The following is a 19554-nucleotide window of genomic DNA, read 5'->3' on the forward strand; positions in this document are numbered from 1 at the left end:
GACGTCGAGTCGGGCCCGAATGGAGAGATCATGATGCGTACGGTCAGCGTGGCGGAGACCGCTCCGTCCACCTACCCGTGGGCGGTGCACGCCGAGAAGTTACAGGTCCGGGCCGGCCGACACCTCGCGGTCAACGAGCTCGACCTGAGGTTGGGCACCGGTGTGCACGGGCTGCTCGGCCCGAACGGCGCCGGGAAGACGACGTTGATGCGGGCCCTGGCGACGGTGTTGAAGCCGGCCGGGGGGCGACTGACCCTGCTCGGTGGCGAGGTGACCGGGAGGGCCGACCTCCGCCAGGTACGCCGCGGCCTGGGCTACCTGCCGCAGCACTTCGGCTTCTACCCGCGCTTCACCGTCCGGGAGTTCGTCGAGTACATCGCCTGGCTCAAGGAGATGCCGAAGGCCGTCATCCCTGGCGCGGTGCAGCGGGCCGTCGAGCGGGTGGGCCTGGCGGACCGCGCCGACTCCCGGATGAAGACGCTGTCCGGCGGGATGCTGCGCCGCGCCGGCATCGCCCAGGCGATCGTCAACGATCCGGCGGTGCTGCTGCTCGACGAGCCGACGGTCGGCCTGGACCCCGAGCAGCGCCTCGACTTCCGCGAGCTGTTGCGCGACATCGGTCTGGACAGCTGCGTACTCGTCTCCACCCACCTGGTCGAGGACGTCGCGGTGGCCTGCACCGACGTGGTGTTGATCAGTGAGGGTCGGCTGGTGTGGCAGGGCAGCGCCGGCGAACTGGCCCAGCAGGGCGGCACCGACGACGCCGGTGACAGCGCCACCGAACGCGGTTACTCGTCGCTGCTGCGCGCCCACCGTGGCCGGGTGTCGGCATGACCGGGCGAATCCTCCGCATCGAGCTGCGCCGTTCGGCTGCGCTGAGCATCGGCCTGCTGTCGTTGGTGATCGGCGCGGTGCTGCTGCTCACGGCCACCCAGTCCTTCGTCGGGCGGTGGATGCAACTGGCGATCTTCTCGCGGTCGATGCTCATGGTGTCGCTGCCCTTCGCGCTGGCCGGCGGAGCGTGGCTGGGTCAGCGCGACGCGCGTTACCGGGTCAACGAGTTGTTCGCCAGCACCCTCCGGCCGCGCTGGCAGCGCGTCGTCCCGACCGCCAGCGCGCTGGCCGTCGCGGTCGCGACCGCGTACGTCCTGGTGTTCCTCATCGCGGCCGGATGGGTGGTGCCGACGGCGGGATACTTCCCGGCCAGCGCCATCGTCGTCGCCGCGGTGGGCGTCCCGGCGCTGGTCGCCGCCGGTTGGCTCGGCATGGCCGCCGGCCGCGCCGTGCCCCGGGTGGTCACCGCACCCATCCTCGCCGTGGTCGGCTTCTTCCTGGTGGGGTTGGTCCCGGATTTCGTCACGATGGCCCACATCGACGCGAGTCTCACCAGAGTCGGGCGGGAGCCGTCGGCGCTGCTGCTCGTACCGACCTTCAACGGCCTGGACGACTTCCAGACGATCGCGACCCGGGTCAGTCTGCTCCAGACGCTGTGGCTGGTGTCCCTCGCCGCGACCGGGCTGCTGCTGCTCGGCGCGGTCCGCCGCCGCGCCATCGCGTTCGCCGTGCTTCCGGCGGTGCTCGGCGGCGCGGTCGCCGTACCGCTCCTGCCCGTCGGCGGAACCCGCGGAGCGGCGGTCGTCGACCCGGTCGCCATCGAGCTGGTCTGCGACGACGACGGCCCGCAGGTCTGCATGGCACGGGCGCACGCCACGTTGCTGCCCGACGTCGTCGGCCCCGCCCGCCAGGCACTCGGAATGATGGCGGCGAAGCTGCCCAACGCACCCGTCCGGGCGGTGCAGTCCCGACAGATCGCCTACTGGGGACGGCTGGGCGTGAGCGCGGCACCGACCCGGCACGCCGACGACACGATCGTCTTCGACGCTCCCGCGATCGACCCCGCCGGCCGCGCCGACCTGTCCGACGGCCACTTCCTGCCATCCCTGCTCGAGGCCGCCTGGCTGCAGGACTGCGGCGACCAGTCGGGGGGCGACGAGGAATTCCTGGCTCGGACCATCGCCACAGCCTGGCTGAGCGGTCAGCCACCGATCCCGCAGAGCTGGTGGAAACCCGCTGATGTCGAGCGGGCGCAGGGCGCCTACCAGGCGCTGGTGAGCCTGCCGCAGGCCGAGCAACGGGATCGGATGGCGGCGGCACGCGAGGCGGTGCTGGACTGTCGCAGCGACGGCCTCCTGGCGATCCTGGCGGAAAAGCCGTGAGATGGTTCCGGCTCCACCTGCGGTCGCGCCGGGTTCCCCTCGCGGTCAGCAGCGCGGCGGCGTTGATCACGCTGGCCTGGGTGTTGTCGCTGGTCTACACGGAGTCGACCACCATCAACGTTCGGACGGCGAGTCTCACCATCATGCTGGCGGTGGTCGCGTTCGGCACCACACTCAGCGGCGCGGACGACGCCCTGGACCACACCGCGTCGGTCAACTGGCCGCTGCGACGTGCCGGACACCTGCTCCTCGCCACTGCCGCGATCACCGCCCTGCTGTCGCTCAGCACGCTCACCGACGCGCGCTACGAGCCGTTCGCCCTCGTGCTGCGCAACACCGCCGGCCTGCTCGGGCTGACCGCGCTCGGCGCCGCAGTGGTCGGTGCCGCGCTGTCCTGGATCGCCCCGCTCACCTGGACCCTCATCGCGGTTCTGCCGTTCCTGGGGCCCAGCACCGACGTGCGGGTACAGGTCGCCAGCTGGCTGACCCAGCCCGCCGGCACCACCGCCGCCACCGCCTGCGCCACCGTACTGGCGGTGACCGGTCTGCTCGCGTACGCGCTGCGTGGCGGCCCGCTGCGACCCGCCACCGAGACGGCCCCCGACCGGTGACGACACCGCCGGTGGTCCGGAACGCCGTTGTCGGCGCACCGGACCACCGGCGGCACCGCGCCCCTAGACGACGTCGGCCAGCAACTGTCGGGCCATGACGATGCGCTGCACCTGGTTGGTGCCCTCGTAGATCTGGGTGATCTTGGCATCCCGCATCATTCGCTCGACCGGGTAGTCCCGCGTGTAGCCGTAGCCACCGAGCAACTGCACCGCGTCGGTGGTGATCTCCATGGCGGCGTCGGAGGCGAAGCACTTCGCCGCCGCGCCGAAGTAGGTGAGATCCGCGTCGCCACGCTCCGACTTGCCAGCAGCCGCGTACGTGAGCTGCCGGGCCGCCTCGAGCTTCATGCCCATGTCGGCCAGCATGAACTGGATCCCCTGGAACTCGGCGACCGCCTTGCCGAACTGGCGACGCTCGGCCACGTACCCCTTCGCGTAGTCGAGCGCGCCCTGCGCGATCCCGACGGCCTGCGCGGCGATGGTGACCCGGGTGTGGTCCAGGGTCTTCATCGCGGTCGCGAAGCCGGTGCCCTCCGCACCGATCATCCGGTCGGCCGGGATCCGCACGTTGTCGAGGTAGACCTCGCGGGTGGGCGAGCCCTTGATGCCGAGCTTCTTCTCCGGCGCGCCGAAACTCACCCCGACATCGGACTTCTCGACCACGAAGGCTGAGATGCCCCGGGACCGGGCGGACGGGTCGGTGACGGCGAAGACGGTGTAGAACTCGGACACCCCGGCGTTGGTGATCCAGCGCTTCACACCGTTGAGCACCCAGTGATCCCCGTCACGTACGGCCCTGGTGGTCATCGAGGCCGCGTCACTGCCCGCCTCCGGTTCGGAGAGGCAGTACGAGAACATCGCGTCACCGGCCGCGACCGGCGTCAGGTAACGACTCTTGAGGTCGGCGGAACCGGACAACAGCAGCGGCATGGTGCCGAGTTTGTTCACCGCCGGGATCAGCGAGGAGGACGCGCAGGCACGGGCCACCTCCTCGATCACGATGGCGGTGGCCAGCGCGTCCGCGCTCGCGCCGCCGTACTCCTCGGGAATGTGCGGTGCGTGGAAGTCGGCCGCGCGCAGCGCGTCGTAGGACGCCTTGGGGAACTCCCCCGTCTCGTCGGCCTCCGCGGCGTGCGGAGCCACCTTCGCGGCGCAGACCTCCCGCACGGCTTCCCGGATCGCCTGGTGCTCCTCGGGCAACCGGTAGACGTCGAACGACTCCCCTGCGGCCATCTCGGCCCTCCCCTTCACCACTATCATGCGCAGTCTGTGACGACTCCTGACCGCCGACCGCGCAGACTGAAGACTAGCGACTGCAGTTCAGGTGATGTTACCGGCGCGTAGGCATGGGCAGGACGGTGCACCTAACGCGCTCAGCGATGATGGAGATTGAGACAGTGAGCCACCTCCGGTGCCCCCGCCCAGGCGCCGCAGCAGAATGCGACGCGACGACGCGGCGCCAGCGCGAGCGGAGAAGACAGGCGTGACGATCCCCTACCCCACCATCCAGCCGACCCCCGCCATCGCCGCGGTGACCCCGCCCTCGGGCGCACCCCGGCCGCGGGTGACGTTCCTAGGGACTGGTTACCTCGGTGCGACGTACGCCATCTGCTACGCCGAACTGGGCTACGAGGTTCTCGGGTTCGACGTCGACGCCGACAAGATCGCGATGCTGAACGCCGGTCAGGTGCCGATCCACGAGCCCGGCCTGGACGAGCTGCTCCGGCGCAACCTCGCCGCCGGCCGCCTCCGGTTCAGCACCGACATCGCCGAAACGGCCGAGTTCGGTGACGTGCACTTCATCTGCGTCGGCACCCCGCAGCGGGCCGACGGCATGGGCGCCGACCTGTCGTACGTCGAGGCGTCGGTCACCCGTCTCGCGCAGCACCTGACCCGCAAGGCGTTGATCGTCGGCAAGTCCACCGTGCCGGTCGGCACCGCCGAGTGGGTCGAGCAGCTCGTCGGCAAGCACACCCCGAACGACCTGGACGTCGAGGTGGCGTGGAGCCCCGAGTTCCTCCAGGAGGGCTTCGCCGTCGACGACGTCCTGCGGCCCAACCGGATCGTGGTCGGCGTCAAGAGCGAGTGGGCCAACGGCATGCTCTACGCCGCGCACAAGGGCGTGTTCGACCTGGCCGCCACGGAGGACCGCGAGGTGCCCCTGGTGGTCACCGACTTCTCCACCGCCGAGCTGGTCAAGGTCGCCGCGAACGCCTTCCTGGCCACCAAGATCTCCTTCATCAACGCGATGGCCGAGGTCTGCGAGGCCTCCGGTGGCGACGTCACCCAACTGGCCCGCGCGATCGGCTACGACCCGCGGATCGGCAACCGGTTCCTCCAGGCCGGTCTCGGTTTCGGAGGCGCCTGCCTGCCCAAGGACATCCGGGCCTTCCAGGCCCGTGCCCAGGAGTTGGGCGCAGGCGAGGCGCTGCGCTTCCTTCACGAGGTCGACCTGATCAACCTCCGCCGTCGTACCCGGGTCCTCCAGCTCGCCGCGGACCTGCTCGGCCGCCGCTCCGGCCCGGCCGGCCCGGACTTCTCCGGCACCCGGATCGCCGTGCTCGGTGCCACCTTCAAGCCCAACACCGACGACGTCCGCGACGCCCCGGCGCTCGCCGTCGCCGCACTGCTGCACAAGGCCGGCGCCGACGTGCACGTGTACGACCCGCAGGGCACCGAGAACGCCCGCCGTGCGGTTCCCGATTTGACCTACGAGAACAGCATCAACGAGGCGGTCAACGACGCCGACCTGGTCTGCGTCCTCACCGAGTGGGCCGACTTCCGCAACGCTGATCCCGTCGCCCTCGGCGACTTGGTCAAGGGTCGCAAGGTCGTCGACGGCCGCAACTGCCTCGACCCGGCACTGTGGGCCCAGGCGGGCTGGGAGTACCGGGGCATGGGTCGCCCCTGATCCCACCGACGCACCACCGGCCGGCCATCGAGCATCTCGGTGGTCGGCCGGTGTCGTTGTTTGCCCCGGACCCGCCGACAAGAGTCGAAATCCGCGCCAGCTTTGGGCATGCTGCGACAGTGGGAGTCCACAGTGCGGGTGGAGGGGTGTCGTGGCGACCTTTCAATGCTCCTCGTGCGGCCGGGAGATCAAGCCGGCCGTCCGATGCCCGCACTGTGGGGCAGATCAACCACAGTGGGTCGAGCACCTGGCCGACATTGAGCGTTCGATCGCGGAGATGAAGGCGCGCGACGCCGCCATCGCCCGCGAGCAACGGCAGATCGCCGCCAAGATGCAGGCCGCGCTCTTCCAGCGGGACATCCTCGCCCACGCCGGCGAGGAGCGGATCAAGCAGGCCACCCGGCCGCGCCGGGTGCTGCGTCGCCGCCCCGGCCGGCGGCCACCGACGGCCACCATGGGAACGCCGCCCCGGGTGCCCCGCCAGGGCACTCCGTCCGCCCCGGAGGATCCGCCGCCGCCCCCGCCCCGGGGCGTCTGGCTGGACGTGGACGACCCGGAGCACCCGCCGGAGGCGTCCTCGCGCGAGGTGCAGAACATCCCGCTCGGGCTGGGCGCGCTGCTGCTCGGCGTGGCCGCGGTGGTCTTCGCCGCGGTGGCCACCAGCTCGATGGACGCGCTGGCCCGGCTCGGCATCCTGCTCCTGGCCACCGTGCTGATGCTGCTCGCCCCACCGGCCCTGGCCCGGCGCGGGCTCACCTCGACCGCCGAGACCATCGCCGCGGTCGGCCTGCTGCTGGTGCCGCTCGCCGGCAACGCCCTCTGGGCCGTGGACCGGATCGGCGCCGGTAGCGGCTCCGGCACGGTCTTCGCCGGGGTGATCTTCGCGGTCACCGCCGCCGTCGCGTTCGGGTACGCCGGTTGGACCGGTCTGCGCGCGCCCCGCTTCGCCACCGTGCTCGCCGCGCAGCCGGTCCTGCCTCTGCTCGCGTACGACCAGATCACCGGCCCGGGCGGCTGGGCCCTGGTGCTGGCCCTCGTCGCCCTCGTCGACCTCGGCCTGGCCCGCTCCGGCGTGACCGTCGAACGCCCCGTCCGGCAGGACCTGCCATCGCCGGGCACGCCGTCCGCGCCTCGCCAACGCGACGCGGAGAGCCGACCGGAGGGCGACCCGGAGGAGGCCGCCGAGCTGATCGACGCCAGCGCCGGCGCCACTGACCCGCGGCCGACCCGGCCGGTGCCCGGCCTGCGTGAGCTGACCTGGTTGCTGCACGCCCTGGCGGTCGCCGTCTCCCTGGCGTACGCGGTCACCGCCCTGCTGCGGGCCCAGACCGTGCCGACCGCGACCGGCGCCGGGGTGGTGCTGCTGCTGGCCGCCATGATCGGGCTGGCCGGCGCGTTGGTGCTGCGTCGCCCGCCGCTGCCGGACGTCGCGGCCGGCATCGTCACCCTGGCGGTGATCGGCTCGCTCAGCCGAATCGCCTCGGTGGCACTCCCCGGTCGGGCGCTGCTGCTGATCGCGGCGGTCATCACGGTGACCGGGCTGGCGGTGCGCGCGGTCCCGGAGGCGGCCCGACGTGGCCCACAGTTGGCCTCCGCGGTGGCGCTGACAGTCAGTGGTCTGGTGGTGGCCGGCGGCGCGCTACGCGCCGGGGTGGCACCGGTCCGGGCGGCACTGCCCGCCTGGAACCCCGACCTCAGCCGATACCCGGGCGAGTTGGCCGCCGCCGTCGGGCCGACCACCTGGCAGCTCGCGGCGGCCGCGTTCCTGCTCACCATCGCGGCGGTGCTGGCCCTGCCCACCGAGATCCGCCGGGAGTTCGCGGTCGCCGGCGCTGCGCTGACCGCGCTCGCCGTCCCGGCCTCGTTCGGTCTCGGCTGGGCGACGGCACCCTGGCCAATGGTGATCGCCGCGATCGGCATCGGGGTCATCGGGCTCTCCGCCCGCACCGGTCGAGCCGCGGTGGCCCACGCCATCGGGGCGGCCGTGGTCGGCCTGTTCGGCGCGGGGGCCAGCCTGGCCAGCCCCACCCTCACCGCCGCGGTCCTGATCACCCTGTTCGTGGCCGGCACGCTGGTCACACTGGCGCCCCGGATCCGGATCGCCTCGGCCGCCTCCGACACGGTCACCGCCTGGGCCGCCGGTGGCGCCGCGTTCGCGCTGCCCGGGGCGGTGGCGGCGTTCGTGGCCGCGACCATGCCGAAGGACCCGACCCTCACTCCGGCGAGCCTCCGCGAGGTGACCGTCCCGATCCTGGCGGCCAGCTTCCTGGCGGTCTGCGTGACCCTGGGCTACGCCGCCGTCGTGCAGGTCTCCCAGCGCCACATCCCCGCCCCGCTGTCGGTCGGCACCGGGCTGGGCGCGCTGATGGTCACCGCCGCCGCGTTCGGGGCGCCCGGCGCTACCGTCGCCGATGCCTGGGTGGGCGCGCTCCTGCTGGTCGCGGCGGTGCTGCTCTTCCTGGCCCCCTCCATCGACGCCGGCCGTCGAGCCGATCTCACCCTCGACGGCTCGGACCTGGCCGCCGCGGCGGTCACCACCGCCCTGATCGCCACGCTGGTACGGATCGGGGCGGTACTCGCCCCGGGTGGGCAGCTGGCGGTGGCCTCCGCCCTGCTCCTGGTTGTCGCCGTGGGTGCCCGCAGCATGCCGGAGGAGTGGCGACGCGGTCCGATCCTCGGTCTCACCGTCGGCGGTGCCCTGATCGGCGTCCTCGCCGGCTGGTCGGCGATCCGCGGTGGGGTCGGCGTGCTGGCCACCCCCGGCCCGATCTGGAAGGGCGACCTGAGCGGCTGGCCAGCCGCCCCCGTCGGCGGTGCCACCTGGCAGGCGCCCGTCGCGCTGGCGCTGCTGGCACTCGCCGCCGGCATCCTGCTCCCGCCGCCGTGGCGCTGGGACGTGTCCGGCGTGGCGGTGGTGCTCGCCACGATCGGCGCGCCGGCCGCATTCGATCTGGCCTGGTGGTCACCGGTCCTGGTCGGCGGAATGGTCGCCACCGTGTTCGGCATGGCCGCGGTGGCCACGGAGGAGGCGCGCGCCGGGCTGTCCCGGGCCACCGTGGCCGGGGTCGTCGCGCTGCATGCCGCGGGAGCCGGACTGGTCCGCCCGTGGACCACGGCCCTGGCGCTGGGCAGCATCGCCCTGATCGGCGTGGTGGTGGCCACGCTGGCCCGCGTCCTCGCCGGTCCACAGGTCGCCGACATCGAAACCGAGGGGATGCCGCCGCACCTGGCGCAGATCGGCGGCGCGGCGATCGGTGCCGCCCTGCTGGCCCTCCCCGGTGCGGTGGCGGCACTGTCCGCCGAGTTCGAGCACTCGGCGCAGGTGGTGCTGACCGCCGCGCTGGCCGCGACCAGCCTCGGTCTGGCCGCCGTGGCCGCGGTCCGCCGGCTGGTGCCGCAATATCTGCCCTGGGTCAGCGTGGCGGTGGTCGGCGGGGCCACCATCAGCGCCCTCGCCGCCATCCCCACCGGCCTCGCCGCCGGCGTCTACGCGGCCGCCGCCGCCCTGCTCGGCGTACTGGCCGAGCTGATCCGCGCGGCCACCGTGCCGCCCACCGGCGCGGCCCAGCCGGTCCGGCGCTGGGCGGTACGACTCGACGGCGCCCTACGGCGGTTGCCGGACGACCCGGAGCGCCGACGGTGGCGGGTCAACCCGGCCGCGGGCGCGCTGGGCGCGGCGGCGCTGCCGACCGCCCTGGCGCTCGCCTCGATCGCACCCGCGCTGGTCACCGCCCTGGTCGAGCCGCACCGCACACTGACCCGGATCTGGCAGGGCCCGCCGCCGGAGCTGCTCACCCCACCGTCGGACGTGGTCAACCCGACCCACGTGCTGACGGCGTTGCTGCTCACCGCGACCGCCGCGCTGGCCGCCACCGGGTTCAGCGGTGGGCGACGGTCCCGGGCCGTGCCGGTGGTGCTGCCCGGGGCGGCCGTCACGCTGCTGATCGCACCCATCGCGCTGGGCCAGGGCTGGCCCGCCAGCACCGTTGCCGCACTCTCCGTCTTCACCATCGCGATGCTCGGTCTCGCACTGACCCCACCGCCGCCGCTGGTCGAGCGGGCCCGCTCACTGCGGCTGGCCCGGGTGCTGGTGTTCGCCATCGGTCTGGCCGGTGGCAGCGCCGGGCTCGCCGGCAGCCTGGCCGACCGGCAGATGACCCTGTTCACCCTCGGCAGCGCGGTCGGGGTGGGCGCGGTGGCGGCGTTGTTCGGCACCACCCAGCGGGCGCGCATCCTCGGCTGGCTCTTCGCCTCACTCATGGCGCAGCTCTTCGTGCTCACCGCCGGCCTGGTCGCCGGGCTGGCAGCGGTCTGGTCCGCGTTCGGGGTGCTCGCCGTCGGCGCGGTCCTACAGGTGCTCGCCGCGACCCTGCCCCGGCTGCGTCGCCCCGAGGCGCAGCGTGAGGCCTCCACTGTGGAGTGGACCGGGTACGCTGCCGCGCTGATCGCGTTGGCCCTCGCCTTCGACTCGCCCCGCCACATCGCCGCCCTGCTGGCTGCCTGGGGGGCTGTCCTCGGGGTGGCGGCGACCCGACCCGGTCGCCGGCCGGTGGAACGCCGGATCCTGTTCTGGGCCGTGGTGGTGTGTGAGATCACCGCATGGTGGATCCTGATGCGAGTCGCCGACGTGGCGTTGCCCGAGGCGTACACGCTGCCGTTCGCCGTGTTGGCCCTCCTCGTCGGAGTCCTGGAGCTGCGCCACCGACCCGACATGAGCAGCTGGGTGGCGTACGGGCCGGCGCTGGTCGCGGCCTTCGTGCCGACGCTGGCCATCGTGCTGGCCACCGAGTCCAGCACGCTGCGGCAGATGCTGCTGCTGCTCGGCGCGGTAGCGGTGCTGATCTTCGGCTCGTCCAGCCAGCAGCAGGCCCCGGTGATCGTCGGCGCGTCGGTCACCGCGATCACGGCGATCCACGCCCTGTTCAGCCTGGGCCCTTGGCTGGCGCTGATCCCGGTGGGCATCCTGCTGCTGGTGCTCGGCGCGAGCAACGAGCGCCGCCGCCGCGCCCAGGAACGCCTACAGACCGCCCTGCGCGGCATGAGATGAATCGGAGGGTCACGGCGGTCTGAGTGAGTGGGCGCGGTGAGTGGGCCGGGCTCGCGTCACCCGCGTCCCTCTCGCGCGATCTTGCACTTTCTGTTGCGACACTAGGGGTAAAAGCCGCGAAGCATCGACCGAAAGTGCAAGATCGCGGATGCGATGGGGTGCGCGGGAAGGCTACGGGAGGGTTGCTTGGAGGGCGGCTTCCTTGGTTGCCACCAGCTTCTCAAGGTCCTGCTGGTAGGTCGTCATCTTGGCGCGCAGGGCCTCGTCGCCGGCACCGAGGATCCGTACGGCGAGCAGGCCGGCGTTGCGGGCGTTGCCGATCGACACGGTGGCGACCGGGATCCCGGCCGGCATCTGCACGATGGACAGCAGCGAGTCCATGCCGTCGAGGTGCTTCAGCGGCACGGGCACACCGATCACCGGCAGCGGCGTCACCGACGCGACCATGCCGGGCAGCGCGGCGGCACCCCCGGCCCCCGCGATGATCACCTTGAGGCCCCGGTGGGCGGCGTCGCGCCCGTACTCGATCATCGCGACCGGAGTCCGGTGCGCCGAGATCACCCGGACCTCGTACGTCACACCGAAGTCGTCGAGCACCTCGGCCGCGGCCCGCATGGTCGGCCAGTCCGAGTCGCTGCCCATGATCAAGCCAACCGTGCTCACTGCGGCCCTCTCCTCGTTCCCGAAACCGTGACTCACTCGTGGCCCTCGCGCAGCCAGCGCGCGGCCCGCGCGGCCCGCGCCCGCAGGTCGTCCAGATCGTCACCGAGCACCGTGACGTGCCCGATCTTGCGGCCGGGTCGCACCTGCTTGCCGTACAGGTGCACCTTGGCACCCGGCTCGGCGGCGAAGAGGTGGTGCAACCGCTCGTCGATCGACATTCCGCCCGGCTCACCGCCGAGCACGTTCGCCGACACCACCACGGGGGCGGTCAGCGCGGTGTCACCCATCGGGTAGTCCAGCACGGCCCGCAGGTGCTGTTCGAACTGCGAGGTCCGGGCACCCTCGATGGTCCAGTGCCCGGAGTTGTGCGGACGCATCGCCAGCTCGTTGACCACGATCGCGGGCCGGCCGGCGTCGTCGCGCACCTCGAACAACTCCACGGCCAGCAGGCCGATCACACCGAGCGCGGTGGCCAGGTCGATGGCGAGCTGCTGAGCGGCGACCGCCAACTCCTCGTCCAGGCCGGGCGCCGGGGCCAGAACCTCCACGTTGATGCCGTCGCGCTGCACGGTCTCGACCACCGGGTACGCGGCCACCTGACCGAACGGCGAACGGGCCACCTGCACGGCCAACTCCCGCCGCAGCGGCACCCGCTCCTCGACGATCAGCCGGGTGCCGCCGGCGAGCAGTGTGGTCGCCAACTCGGTGGCCTGGGCGGCGTCGTCGACCATCCAGACGCCCCGACCGTCGTACCCACCGCGGGCCGCCTTGAGCACCACCGGCCAGCCGACCTGCTCGCCGAAGCCGACGAGGTCGGCGGGCTCCCCGACCGGCCGCCAGGCCGGGTTGGGCGCACCCAGCTCGGTCAGGCGTTCCCGCATGACCTGCTTGTCCTGGGCGTGCAGCAGCGCGTCCGCCGGCGGGTAGAGGGACACCCCTTCGGCCGCCAGCGTGCGGATGTGCTCGGAGGGCACGTGCTCGTGGTCGAAGGTGACGACGTCACAGCCCTTGGCGAAGGTGCGCAGCGCGGCCAGGTCGGTGTGGTCGCCGTACTGGACGTCGGCGGCGACCAGCGCCGCGCCGTCGTCGGGGGCGGTCGCGAGCACACGCAGTGACTGGCCGAGGGCGATCGCGGCCTGGTGGGTCATCCGGGCCAACTGGCCGCCACCCACCATTCCGACAACTGGCAGACCGGTACGGGAATCCATAGCGCGGCCAGCCTATCCGGGCCGCCGACGGGCCCACCGGGAGGGCCGGCGACCCGCATCGGTTGCGCTGGCGGGACCACCCGACGGGCGACGCGGGCGACTACCGGGCGTGGCCGTGCGCTCAGCCCAGCTCGGCGACCAGCTCCTCGACCGAGGTGACCGGCCGCTGGCAGACGAAACCCCGGCAGACGTACGCGGCGGACTGCCCCTCGACGAGCGGACGGTCGGCGAGCAGCGGCACACCCGGCTGGTCCGGACGCCCCGCGACGACCACAGCTCCGGGCGGCGCGTGCCGGCGGGCGGCGGCCACCAGGGGGTCGCCGGCCGGGTTGTCGGTGACCACGGCGATCTCGTACGGCCCGGAGAGCAACGCCTCCCCGACGGCGGCCGCGTACCCGGTGAACCGGGGGTGCTTGCCGACGATCGGCGCGACAGTGCCGAGGGCCGCTTCGGCGGCCTCCCGGTAGCGCGTCTCCCCGGTCAGCGCCGAGTACGCCACCAGCCCGGCGATCAACGCCGACCGGCCGGACGGGGTGGCGTTGTCGGTCGGGTCGGCCGGCCGGGCGACGAGCCGCTCCGCGTCGTCGGCGGTGTCGTAGAAGGCGCCGCCGGGCGCGGCGAAGTGCGCCAGTGCGGTGTCCAGCAGTTCGCCGGCCAGGGTCAGCCAGCGGCCCTCACCGGTGAGCTGGTGCAGCGCGCAGAAGGCCTCGGCAACACAGCCGTAGTCCTCCAGTACACCGGCCGGCTCGCCGACCTTGCCGTCCCGGGAGACCCGGCGCAGCCGGCCGTCCACCAGGTGCACGGTGGCCAGGTGCTCGGCGGCCTGGTGCATCGCCCCGTCGGCGACGATGGTGACGCCGTCCATCAGGTTGGCGTCCTCGTCCTGCGGGGACACGTACACGGCGGCGACCTGCTGGAACTCGGCGATGGCGGTGATCGCCAGACCGTTCCAGGCGGCCACCACCTTGTCGTCGAGGGCCGGCTGGGGGCGGGTGTCCCGGGCGGCGAGCAGCCGCCCGACCACCTGCTGCCAGCGGGCACGCACCTCGGGCGCGGCATCGTCCACGTCCCGGGCGAGCTTGAGCACGCTCATGCCGTGCTCAAAGGTGCCGTCGTCCGTGACGGTGAACAGGTCGGCGGCGAACCGGCCGTCCTCCTCGCCCAACGCCTCCACGAGTTGGGCGGGCGTCCAGGCGTAGGTGAGCCCTTCGACGCCCTCGGTGTCGGCGTCCAGCGCGGACGCGAACCCCTGCCCAGGCCGGTGCAGCTCGTCGGCCAGGAACCGGGCGGTGTCCCGGGCCACCCGGCGGGCCAGCGGGTCACCGGTGAGTCGCCACAGCTGGGTGTAGACCCGCAGCAGCAGCGCGTTGTCGTAGAGCATCTTCTCGAAGTGCGGCACCGTCCAGTGCGCGTCCACCGAGTACCGGGCGAAGCCGCCCGCGAGCTGGTCGTAGATGCCGCCCCGGGCCATCGCCTCGGCCGTGTGCCGGGTGATCTCCAGGCTGCCCGGCTCGCCGGTGCGCTGGTGGTGGCGCAGCAGGAAGAGCAGGTTCATGTGCGGCGGAAACTTCGGGGCGCCGCCGAACCCGCCGTTCGTGGCGTCGTACTCGCTGGCCAGCTTTGCGGCCGCCGCGTCGAGCAGCGGGGCGTCCAGCGGCGCGGTGGGGCCGCCCACGGCCTGCGCGCCGCCGATCGCCTCGACCACGGCGGCCCCCTGGCCCAGCACCGCCTCGCGCTGCTCCCGCCAGGCGGTGGCGACCGACTGGAGCAACTGGACGAAGTTGGGTCGCGGGAAGTAGGTGCCGCAGAAGAACGGGGTGCCGTCCGGGGTGGCGAAGACGGTCATCGGCCAACCGCCCTGGCCGGTCATCGCCTGGGTCGCGGTCATGTAGACCGCGTCCACGTCCGGGCGCTCCTCACGATCCACCTTGATCGACACGAAGTTGTCGTTCATCAGAGCGCCGACCTGCTCGTTCTCGAACGACTCGTGCGCCATGACGTGGCACCAGTGGCAGGCCGCGTAGCCCACCGAGATGAGCACCGGTACGTCCCGCCGCTTCGCCTCGGCGAACGCCTCGTCCGACCAGGGCCACCAGTCGACCGGGTTGTCGGCGTGCTGGAGCAGGTACGGACTGGTGGCGTCGGCGAGTCGGTTCACCTGACGACCATAGCCAGCCTCGGCGCGGACCGCGCGGGGTCCACCCGGACGGTCAGGACGCGCCGTCGGCGCGGAGCCGGAACACGTTCGACTCCGCCGAGTCGCGCAGCGACCCCAACACCGCGCCGATCTTGTCCGCCGGCATGGGCTTGAAGAAGTGGTAGCCCTGCGCGGAGGTGCAACCCAGCTCGGCCAGGGCGATCCGCTGCTCGGCGGTCTCCACCCCTTCGGCGACCACCCGCAGCCCCAGCTCGTGAGCGAGGCCGACGGTCGTCCGGACGATCGCGGCGGCCTCCGGCGAGTCGGCCATCCGGATGACGAAGGAACGGTCCACCTTCAACTCGTCCACCGCGATCCGGGTGAGGAAGGTCAGCGACGAGAAGCCGGTGCCGAAGTCGTCGACCGCGAGTTGCACGCCCATCGACCGGAGCGTCGCCAGCACCTCGTCGATGACCTCCAGCTCGCTCATCACCACCGTCTCGGTGATCTCCAGAACGAGCCGGTGCGGCGGCACCTGGTGGCGGCGCAACGCCTCGGCGATCTCCGCCGGTAACCGGGGGTCGAGCAGGCTGCGCGCCGAGAGGTTGACCGAGATCGGGACGTCCAACCCCTCCCGGGCCCAACTGGCGGCCACGCTGAGCGCCTTGTTCAGCACGTAGCGGGTGAAGGTGCCGAGCTGCTCGCTGTTTTCCACCGGCCGGATGAAGTCGGCCGGGTTCAGCCACCCACGCCGGGGGTGCTGCCAGCGGATCAGCGCCTCCACCCCGGTGGGCGCACCGGTGGCCAGGTCGACCGCCGGCTGCAACGCCAACACCAGCTGATCGTCGACTTTCAACGCCTCACGCAGCTCGGCCAGCAGGGCGAGCTGGTCGGTGCTGGCCGCGTCGCGCGCGCCGTCGTACGCGGCGACGTTGCCGCCGCCCTCCTTGGCCTGGTACATCGCGATGTCGGCCCGACGCAGCAGCTCGGTCAGGTCCGCAGTGCCCGCGGCGGCCACCACCACCCCGACCGAGACCTCGATGGACATCCGCACGCCGGCCACCTCGGTCGGTGCGGCCAGCCGTTCGGCGATCTCGCGGGCCTGACGCAACGCGTGGGCCATCGGGGCGGTCCGATCGCCGAGCACCGGCACCGCCGTGAGCAGCAGGGCGAACTCGTCGCCACCGAGTCGACCGAGCAGGTCACCGGCGCGGACCAGCGCGTTGAGTCGGTTCGCGGTCAGTCGCAGCAGCTGGTCACCCGCCGCGTGGCCGAGGGTGTCGTTGACTTCCTTGAACTGGTTGATGTCCAGCAGCAGCAGCGCCACCGGGTGGTCGTGGCTGAGCTGTCGCAGCGACTGGTCGCCCTTGCTCAGCATCGCCGCCCGGTTGGCCAGCCCGGTGAGCGGGTCGTGCACCGCCTCGTACGACGAACGGGCGGTCACCAGCCGCAGCTCGTGGTGGGTCGCGGCGTCGTGCAGCGCGGCGGCGAGGGCGTCGCCGAACGCGGCCACCGCGTCACGTTCCCGGGCCGTGGGCGGGGCCGAGCGGGGGAACCGCACCCGCAGCCGACCGACCGGCGTGGCGCCGACCGACAGCGCCCGGCTGAGCTCGTGCTCGTCCGGCTCCGACTGGTCCGGTGAGCCGGTCTCCCGGTCGACCAGCTGACCGCTGGCGTCGCCCCGGTAGCGGTGCCACCGGCCGTCGGCCCGGGCCACGTCGACGTCCACCAGCTCGGCGTTGAACAGCGTCAGCGCCCCGGTGACCGCCGCGCTGGCCACGCCCCGCTCGTCGAGCTGGTTGAGGGCCGCGGTGGCCTCGGCGAAGGCACGCCAGGTGCGGCGCTCCTGATCGGAGCGCAGCCGGTAACGGTAGGTCTGCTGCAACAGCCACAGCAGCGGCGGCAGCAACAGCAACCAGCGTGGGTCGAGTTCCAGCAGGGCGACCACAACGAGGCCGACCGCCACGTTGCCGACGAACATCAGCAGCTTGCCGCGCAGCGCGGCGAGCAGCGGTGGCCCGATCGGCAGCCCGTGCCGCAGGCCCAGCGTCACGCCGCCGAGCCAGGCGGTCACCAGGAGGTACGTCACCGAACCGGCGATCACGGCCAGCGCCAGGATCGGGGTGGGTGGCGAGAGCAGCGGCCGCCCGAGCGCGGTGGTCACGGAGACGGCCAGTGCCGACGCGGCGGCCAGCGACGCGGCGATCCGGACTATCTCCAGGGCCGGACGGCGGTCGTTGTGCAGTGACAGCAACGTCCAGGCCAGCCCGGTGCCGAGCAGCGTGGCGGACGGGAGCCAGCCGGCTGGAGTCAGGTAGAGGCAGACGATCAGGGCCGCCTCGCCCCAGGTGATGCTGACCATGCCCGCGGCCGAGCGGAAGCGCAGCCGGGCGAGCTGGGCGAGGGCCAGGACGGCGACGGCGATGCCGAAGCGGGCCGGACCGCCGAGGGGGTCGTCGGCCGGCAGCCGGACCGGAAGGGTCAACCCGACCGCGGCGGCGGCCAGGGCGGTCAGCGTGACGGCGGCGGTGAGCACGAGCAGCCGGCCCGGTGTGCCACGCACCCCGAGCCGATCGAACGGGTCGTCGGCCGGACCGGAGGTCATCGACCTCCCCCGTCAGCCGACCGACCGACGTCGCGGTGGGCGGCCGGTGCTGTGCTGGTCATCGGCGCCCCCTCCCGCACACGGCTCGGAGACTTTTGGTCCCCCCGGCGGAAGGCTAAGCCAAACCGGGTGGCCGCAACAGGGGGCGACCACCCGGTTCAGCGTGATTCACGCGCGGACTACCCGTTCAGGTGCTGCTGGTGCCCGTCGGGAGCGGGCGGGGATGAATCACGCCCCCCGGTCCCGTCTGTCGGATCGACGACTGCCGCATCGACCCTGGTCGGGTCGGTCGGCCCGGACTGCTGGGGGAAACGGTCCGGCAGACGGCGCAGCCGAGCGTTCATGTTGCGGATCAGCAGGATGGTCGCGGTGGCCAGCAGCAGGATGAGGAAGAGGCCCATCGGCCCGGCCAGACCACCCGTGCGGGTGTCCCCGAAGTTGTTCTCCGCGAGCACCTGGGCAGCGGTCAGCATGGCGTTCCTCCGATGTGCGGTTGGTAACCAGGGTAGCCCTGCCGGGAATCAGCGCGCGTGCGCCGTCTCCCGCACCCCGGCGAAGAGATCGGACTCGGGCAGCGGACTGTCGACCATCGAGCGGGCCAACTCGTAATCCTCGGTCGGCCAGGCGCGTTTCTGGAGCTCCATCGGCACGTGGAACCAGAAGCCGTCCGGGTCGACCTGGGTGGCGTGGGCGCGCAGCGCGTCATCGCGGACCGGGAAGTATTCGGCGCACTCGACCCGGGTGGTGATCCGCGGGCCCTTGTCGGGGCGATCCTCCCACCGCTTGAGCCACTCCTCGTAGGGCGACTCCAGACCGGCGGCCAGCATGCCCTCGTGCAGAGCCATGATCTTGCCCTTGGAGAAGCCGATGTCGTAGTAGAGCTTCAGCGGCTGCCAGGGCGCGCCCAGCTCCGGGTAGCGCTCCGGGTCACCGGCGGCCTCGAACGCGGCCACGCTCACCTTGTGGCACATGATGTGGTCCGGGTGCGGGTAGCCACCCTCCTCGTCGTACGTGGTCACCACGTGCGGACGGAACTCGCGCATCAGCCGCACCAGCGGGCCCGCGGCGACCTCGACGTCCTGGAGGGCGAAACAGCCCTCGGGCAGCGGCGGCAGCGGATCACCCTCGGGCAGACCCGAGTCGACGAAGCCCAGCCAGGCCTGGTCGACGCCGAGGATCGCCCGCGCGGCGTCCATCTCGGCGCGCCGGATCTCGCCGATGTTGGCCCACACGTCGGGTCGGTCGAGCTTGGGGTTGAGCACGCTCCCGCGCTCGCCACCGGTGCACGTCACGACCAGGACGTCCACCCCCTGAGCGACATATTTCGCCGTCGTCGCCGCGCCCTTGCTCGACTCGTCGTCCGGGTGCGCGTGCACGGCCATGAGACGCAGTTGCTCTGCCAACTTCGGCGCTCCTCGTCTGTGCCGGACGGTGGACCCGACCGGGCTCGACCGGCTGACCTGCCGGGATCTTTCCTCACCGCACCCTGTCACCGGCCACCAGCGCCGGGCATGACCTGCCATTCCTGCCGCTGGACGGGGTGGGAGGATGGGGCTCTGTCATTCTTGCCGATGCCGCCGACAACAACGCCAGGAGATACCCGCCGGTGACCGAGACGCACGCCACAATTTCACCAGGCGCGCCGGTATTCCCGGCCGGACGCTACGGCCGCCGTCGGGCGCCGGGCGGAAAGCGCCGCCGTACGCTGCTGGCCGCGCTGGCGCTGTTGGCGCTCGTGGCGACGCTGACCGCGATTTCGGTCCGGCTCTACCACCAGTACGGCGACCCGGTTTACGACGCCCAGGTGATCACGTACACCGACATCACCGACAAGCAGGTGCTTGTCGACTTTCGGGTGACCGTCCCGGCCGGTGGATCAGCGGTCTGCGTGCTGCGCGCCCGGGACCGTGCCGGTGCCGAGGTCGGCCGCGAACAGGTCACCGTGACCGCCGATCCCGGGGATCGGCACGTCACGACCCAGCACCGCCTGGCCACCACCGCGCGGCCGTTCATCGGCGAGGTCCTGCGCTGCCTACCACCGTCCTGAGCTGCCCGAACAGCGCCAAGAGCGGGGCTGACGGGGCGCCTAGCGGCGGTGTCGGATCCGGACACCGGCGGTGTTGGCCGACACGCTGTGTCGTTCCGCACTGGTAACT

General features: G+C 72.5%; 13 protein-coding genes. 6 read left to right on the forward strand and 7 right to left on the reverse strand.

What is annotated here, in order from left to right; translation table 11 throughout:
* Nucleotides 1-33: 33 nt before the first annotated feature.
* From ACFYP0_RS07630 to ACFYP0_RS07640, 3 genes are read left to right on the forward strand one after another with little or no spacing between them, the layout of a single operon-like run.
* Nucleotides 34-834 (forward strand): ABC transporter ATP-binding protein, encoded by an 801-nt coding sequence (locus ACFYP0_RS07630; protein WP_355494443.1) that lies wholly within the window; start codon nt 34-36, stop codon nt 832-834.
* Complete coding sequence (locus ACFYP0_RS07635) at nt 831-2216, forward strand: hypothetical protein (RefSeq protein ID WP_355494420.1); 1386 nt, start codon at nt 831-833, stop codon at nt 2214-2216. Before ACFYP0_RS07630 ends, ACFYP0_RS07635 begins: the two co-directional genes overlap by 4 nt.
* Complete coding sequence (locus ACFYP0_RS07640) at nt 2213-2827, forward strand: hypothetical protein (RefSeq protein ID WP_355494421.1); 615 nt, start codon at nt 2213-2215, stop codon at nt 2825-2827. Before ACFYP0_RS07635 ends, ACFYP0_RS07640 begins: the two co-directional genes overlap by 4 nt.
* Nucleotides 2828-2890: 63 nt before the next feature.
* Here the strand turns inward: ACFYP0_RS07640 and ACFYP0_RS07645 are convergent, their stop codons facing one another.
* Nucleotides 2891-4060 carry an acyl-CoA dehydrogenase family protein gene (locus ACFYP0_RS07645; RefSeq protein ID WP_355494422.1) on the reverse strand — a complete coding sequence of 390 codons (1170 nt, stop codon included), beginning with the start codon at nt 4058-4060 and terminating at the stop codon, nt 2891-2893.
* Between the two features lie 250 nt (nt 4061-4310).
* On the opposite strand from ACFYP0_RS07645, the gene ACFYP0_RS07650 reads away from it, so the two are divergent.
* Together ACFYP0_RS07650 and ACFYP0_RS07655 are read left to right on the forward strand one after the other, a co-directional pair.
* On the forward strand, nt 4311-5738 hold the full coding sequence (locus ACFYP0_RS07650) for a UDP-glucose dehydrogenase family protein (protein WP_124854737.1): 1428 nt from the start codon (nt 4311-4313) through the stop codon (nt 5736-5738).
* A 151-nt stretch (nt 5739-5889) separates the two neighbouring features.
* Complete coding sequence (locus ACFYP0_RS07655; RefSeq protein ID WP_355494423.1) at nt 5890-10785, forward strand: SCO7613 C-terminal domain-containing membrane protein; 4896 nt, start codon at nt 5890-5892, stop codon at nt 10783-10785.
* A gap of 171 nt (nt 10786-10956) precedes the next feature.
* Here the strand turns inward: ACFYP0_RS07655 and purE are convergent, their stop codons facing one another.
* From purE to mca, 6 genes are all read right to left on the reverse strand, one after another.
* Complete coding sequence (gene purE, locus ACFYP0_RS07660) at nt 10957-11448, reverse strand: 5-(carboxyamino)imidazole ribonucleotide mutase (protein ID WP_386995034.1); 492 nt, start codon at nt 11446-11448, stop codon at nt 10957-10959.
* Nucleotides 11449-11480: 32 nt separating this feature from the next.
* Nucleotides 11481-12656, reverse strand: coding sequence for a 5-(carboxyamino)imidazole ribonucleotide synthase (locus ACFYP0_RS07665; RefSeq protein ID WP_355494424.1), 1176 nt, complete (start codon nt 12654-12656; stop codon nt 11481-11483).
* A 121-nt stretch (nt 12657-12777) separates the two neighbouring features.
* Nucleotides 12778-14814: a thioredoxin domain-containing protein gene (locus ACFYP0_RS07670; protein ID WP_355494425.1), complete on the reverse strand. Its 2037-nt coding sequence runs from the start codon at nt 14812-14814 to the stop codon at nt 12778-12780.
* Between the two features lie 52 nt (nt 14815-14866).
* The gene (locus ACFYP0_RS07675; RefSeq protein ID WP_124854727.1) at nt 14867-17398 is read right to left on the reverse strand and encodes a putative bifunctional diguanylate cyclase/phosphodiesterase; all 2532 of its coding nucleotides are present in this window, start codon (nt 17396-17398) and stop codon (nt 14867-14869) included.
* 179 nt (nt 17399-17577) lie between these two features.
* Nucleotides 17578-17871, reverse strand: a complete 294-nt coding sequence (locus ACFYP0_RS07680; protein ID WP_124854726.1) for a hypothetical protein — start codon at nt 17869-17871, stop codon at nt 17578-17580.
* 48 nt (nt 17872-17919) lie between these two features.
* Nucleotides 17920-18801, reverse strand: coding sequence for a mycothiol conjugate amidase Mca (gene mca, locus ACFYP0_RS07685; RefSeq protein WP_124854725.1), 882 nt, complete (start codon nt 18799-18801; stop codon nt 17920-17922).
* A gap of 203 nt (nt 18802-19004) precedes the next feature.
* Here mca and ACFYP0_RS07690 point away from each other — a divergent pair, with 203 nt between their 5' ends.
* Nucleotides 19005-19445 (forward strand): DUF4307 domain-containing protein, encoded by a 441-nt coding sequence (locus ACFYP0_RS07690; protein ID WP_355494426.1) that lies wholly within the window; start codon nt 19005-19007, stop codon nt 19443-19445.
* Nucleotides 19446-19554: the final 109 nt, after the last annotated feature.

It is taken from the genome of Micromonospora arida (assembly GCF_042873195.1).
Classification (GTDB): domain Bacteria; phylum Actinomycetota; class Actinomycetes; order Mycobacteriales; family Micromonosporaceae; genus Micromonospora; species Micromonospora arida.

Coding starts and splice junctions, on each gene's coding strand:
- ACFYP0_RS07630 (WP_355494443.1), top strand. CDS start 34: ATGCGTACGGTCAGCGTGGCGGAGACCGCTCCGTCCACCTACCCGTGG.
- ACFYP0_RS07635 (WP_355494420.1), top strand. CDS start 831: ATGACCGGGCGAATCCTCCGCATCGAGCTGCGCCGTTCGGCTGCGCTG.
- ACFYP0_RS07645 (WP_355494422.1), bottom strand. CDS start 4,060: ATGGCCGCAGGGGAGTCGTTCGACGTCTACCGGTTGCCCGAGGAGCAC.
- ACFYP0_RS07665 (WP_355494424.1), bottom strand. CDS start 12,656: ATGGATTCCCGTACCGGTCTGCCAGTTGTCGGAATGGTGGGTGGCGGC.
- ACFYP0_RS07675 (WP_124854727.1), bottom strand. CDS start 17,398: ATGACCTCCGGTCCGGCCGACGACCCGTTCGATCGGCTCGGGGTGCGT.
- ACFYP0_RS07680 (WP_124854726.1), bottom strand. CDS start 17,871: ATGCTGACCGCTGCCCAGGTGCTCGCGGAGAACAACTTCGGGGACACC.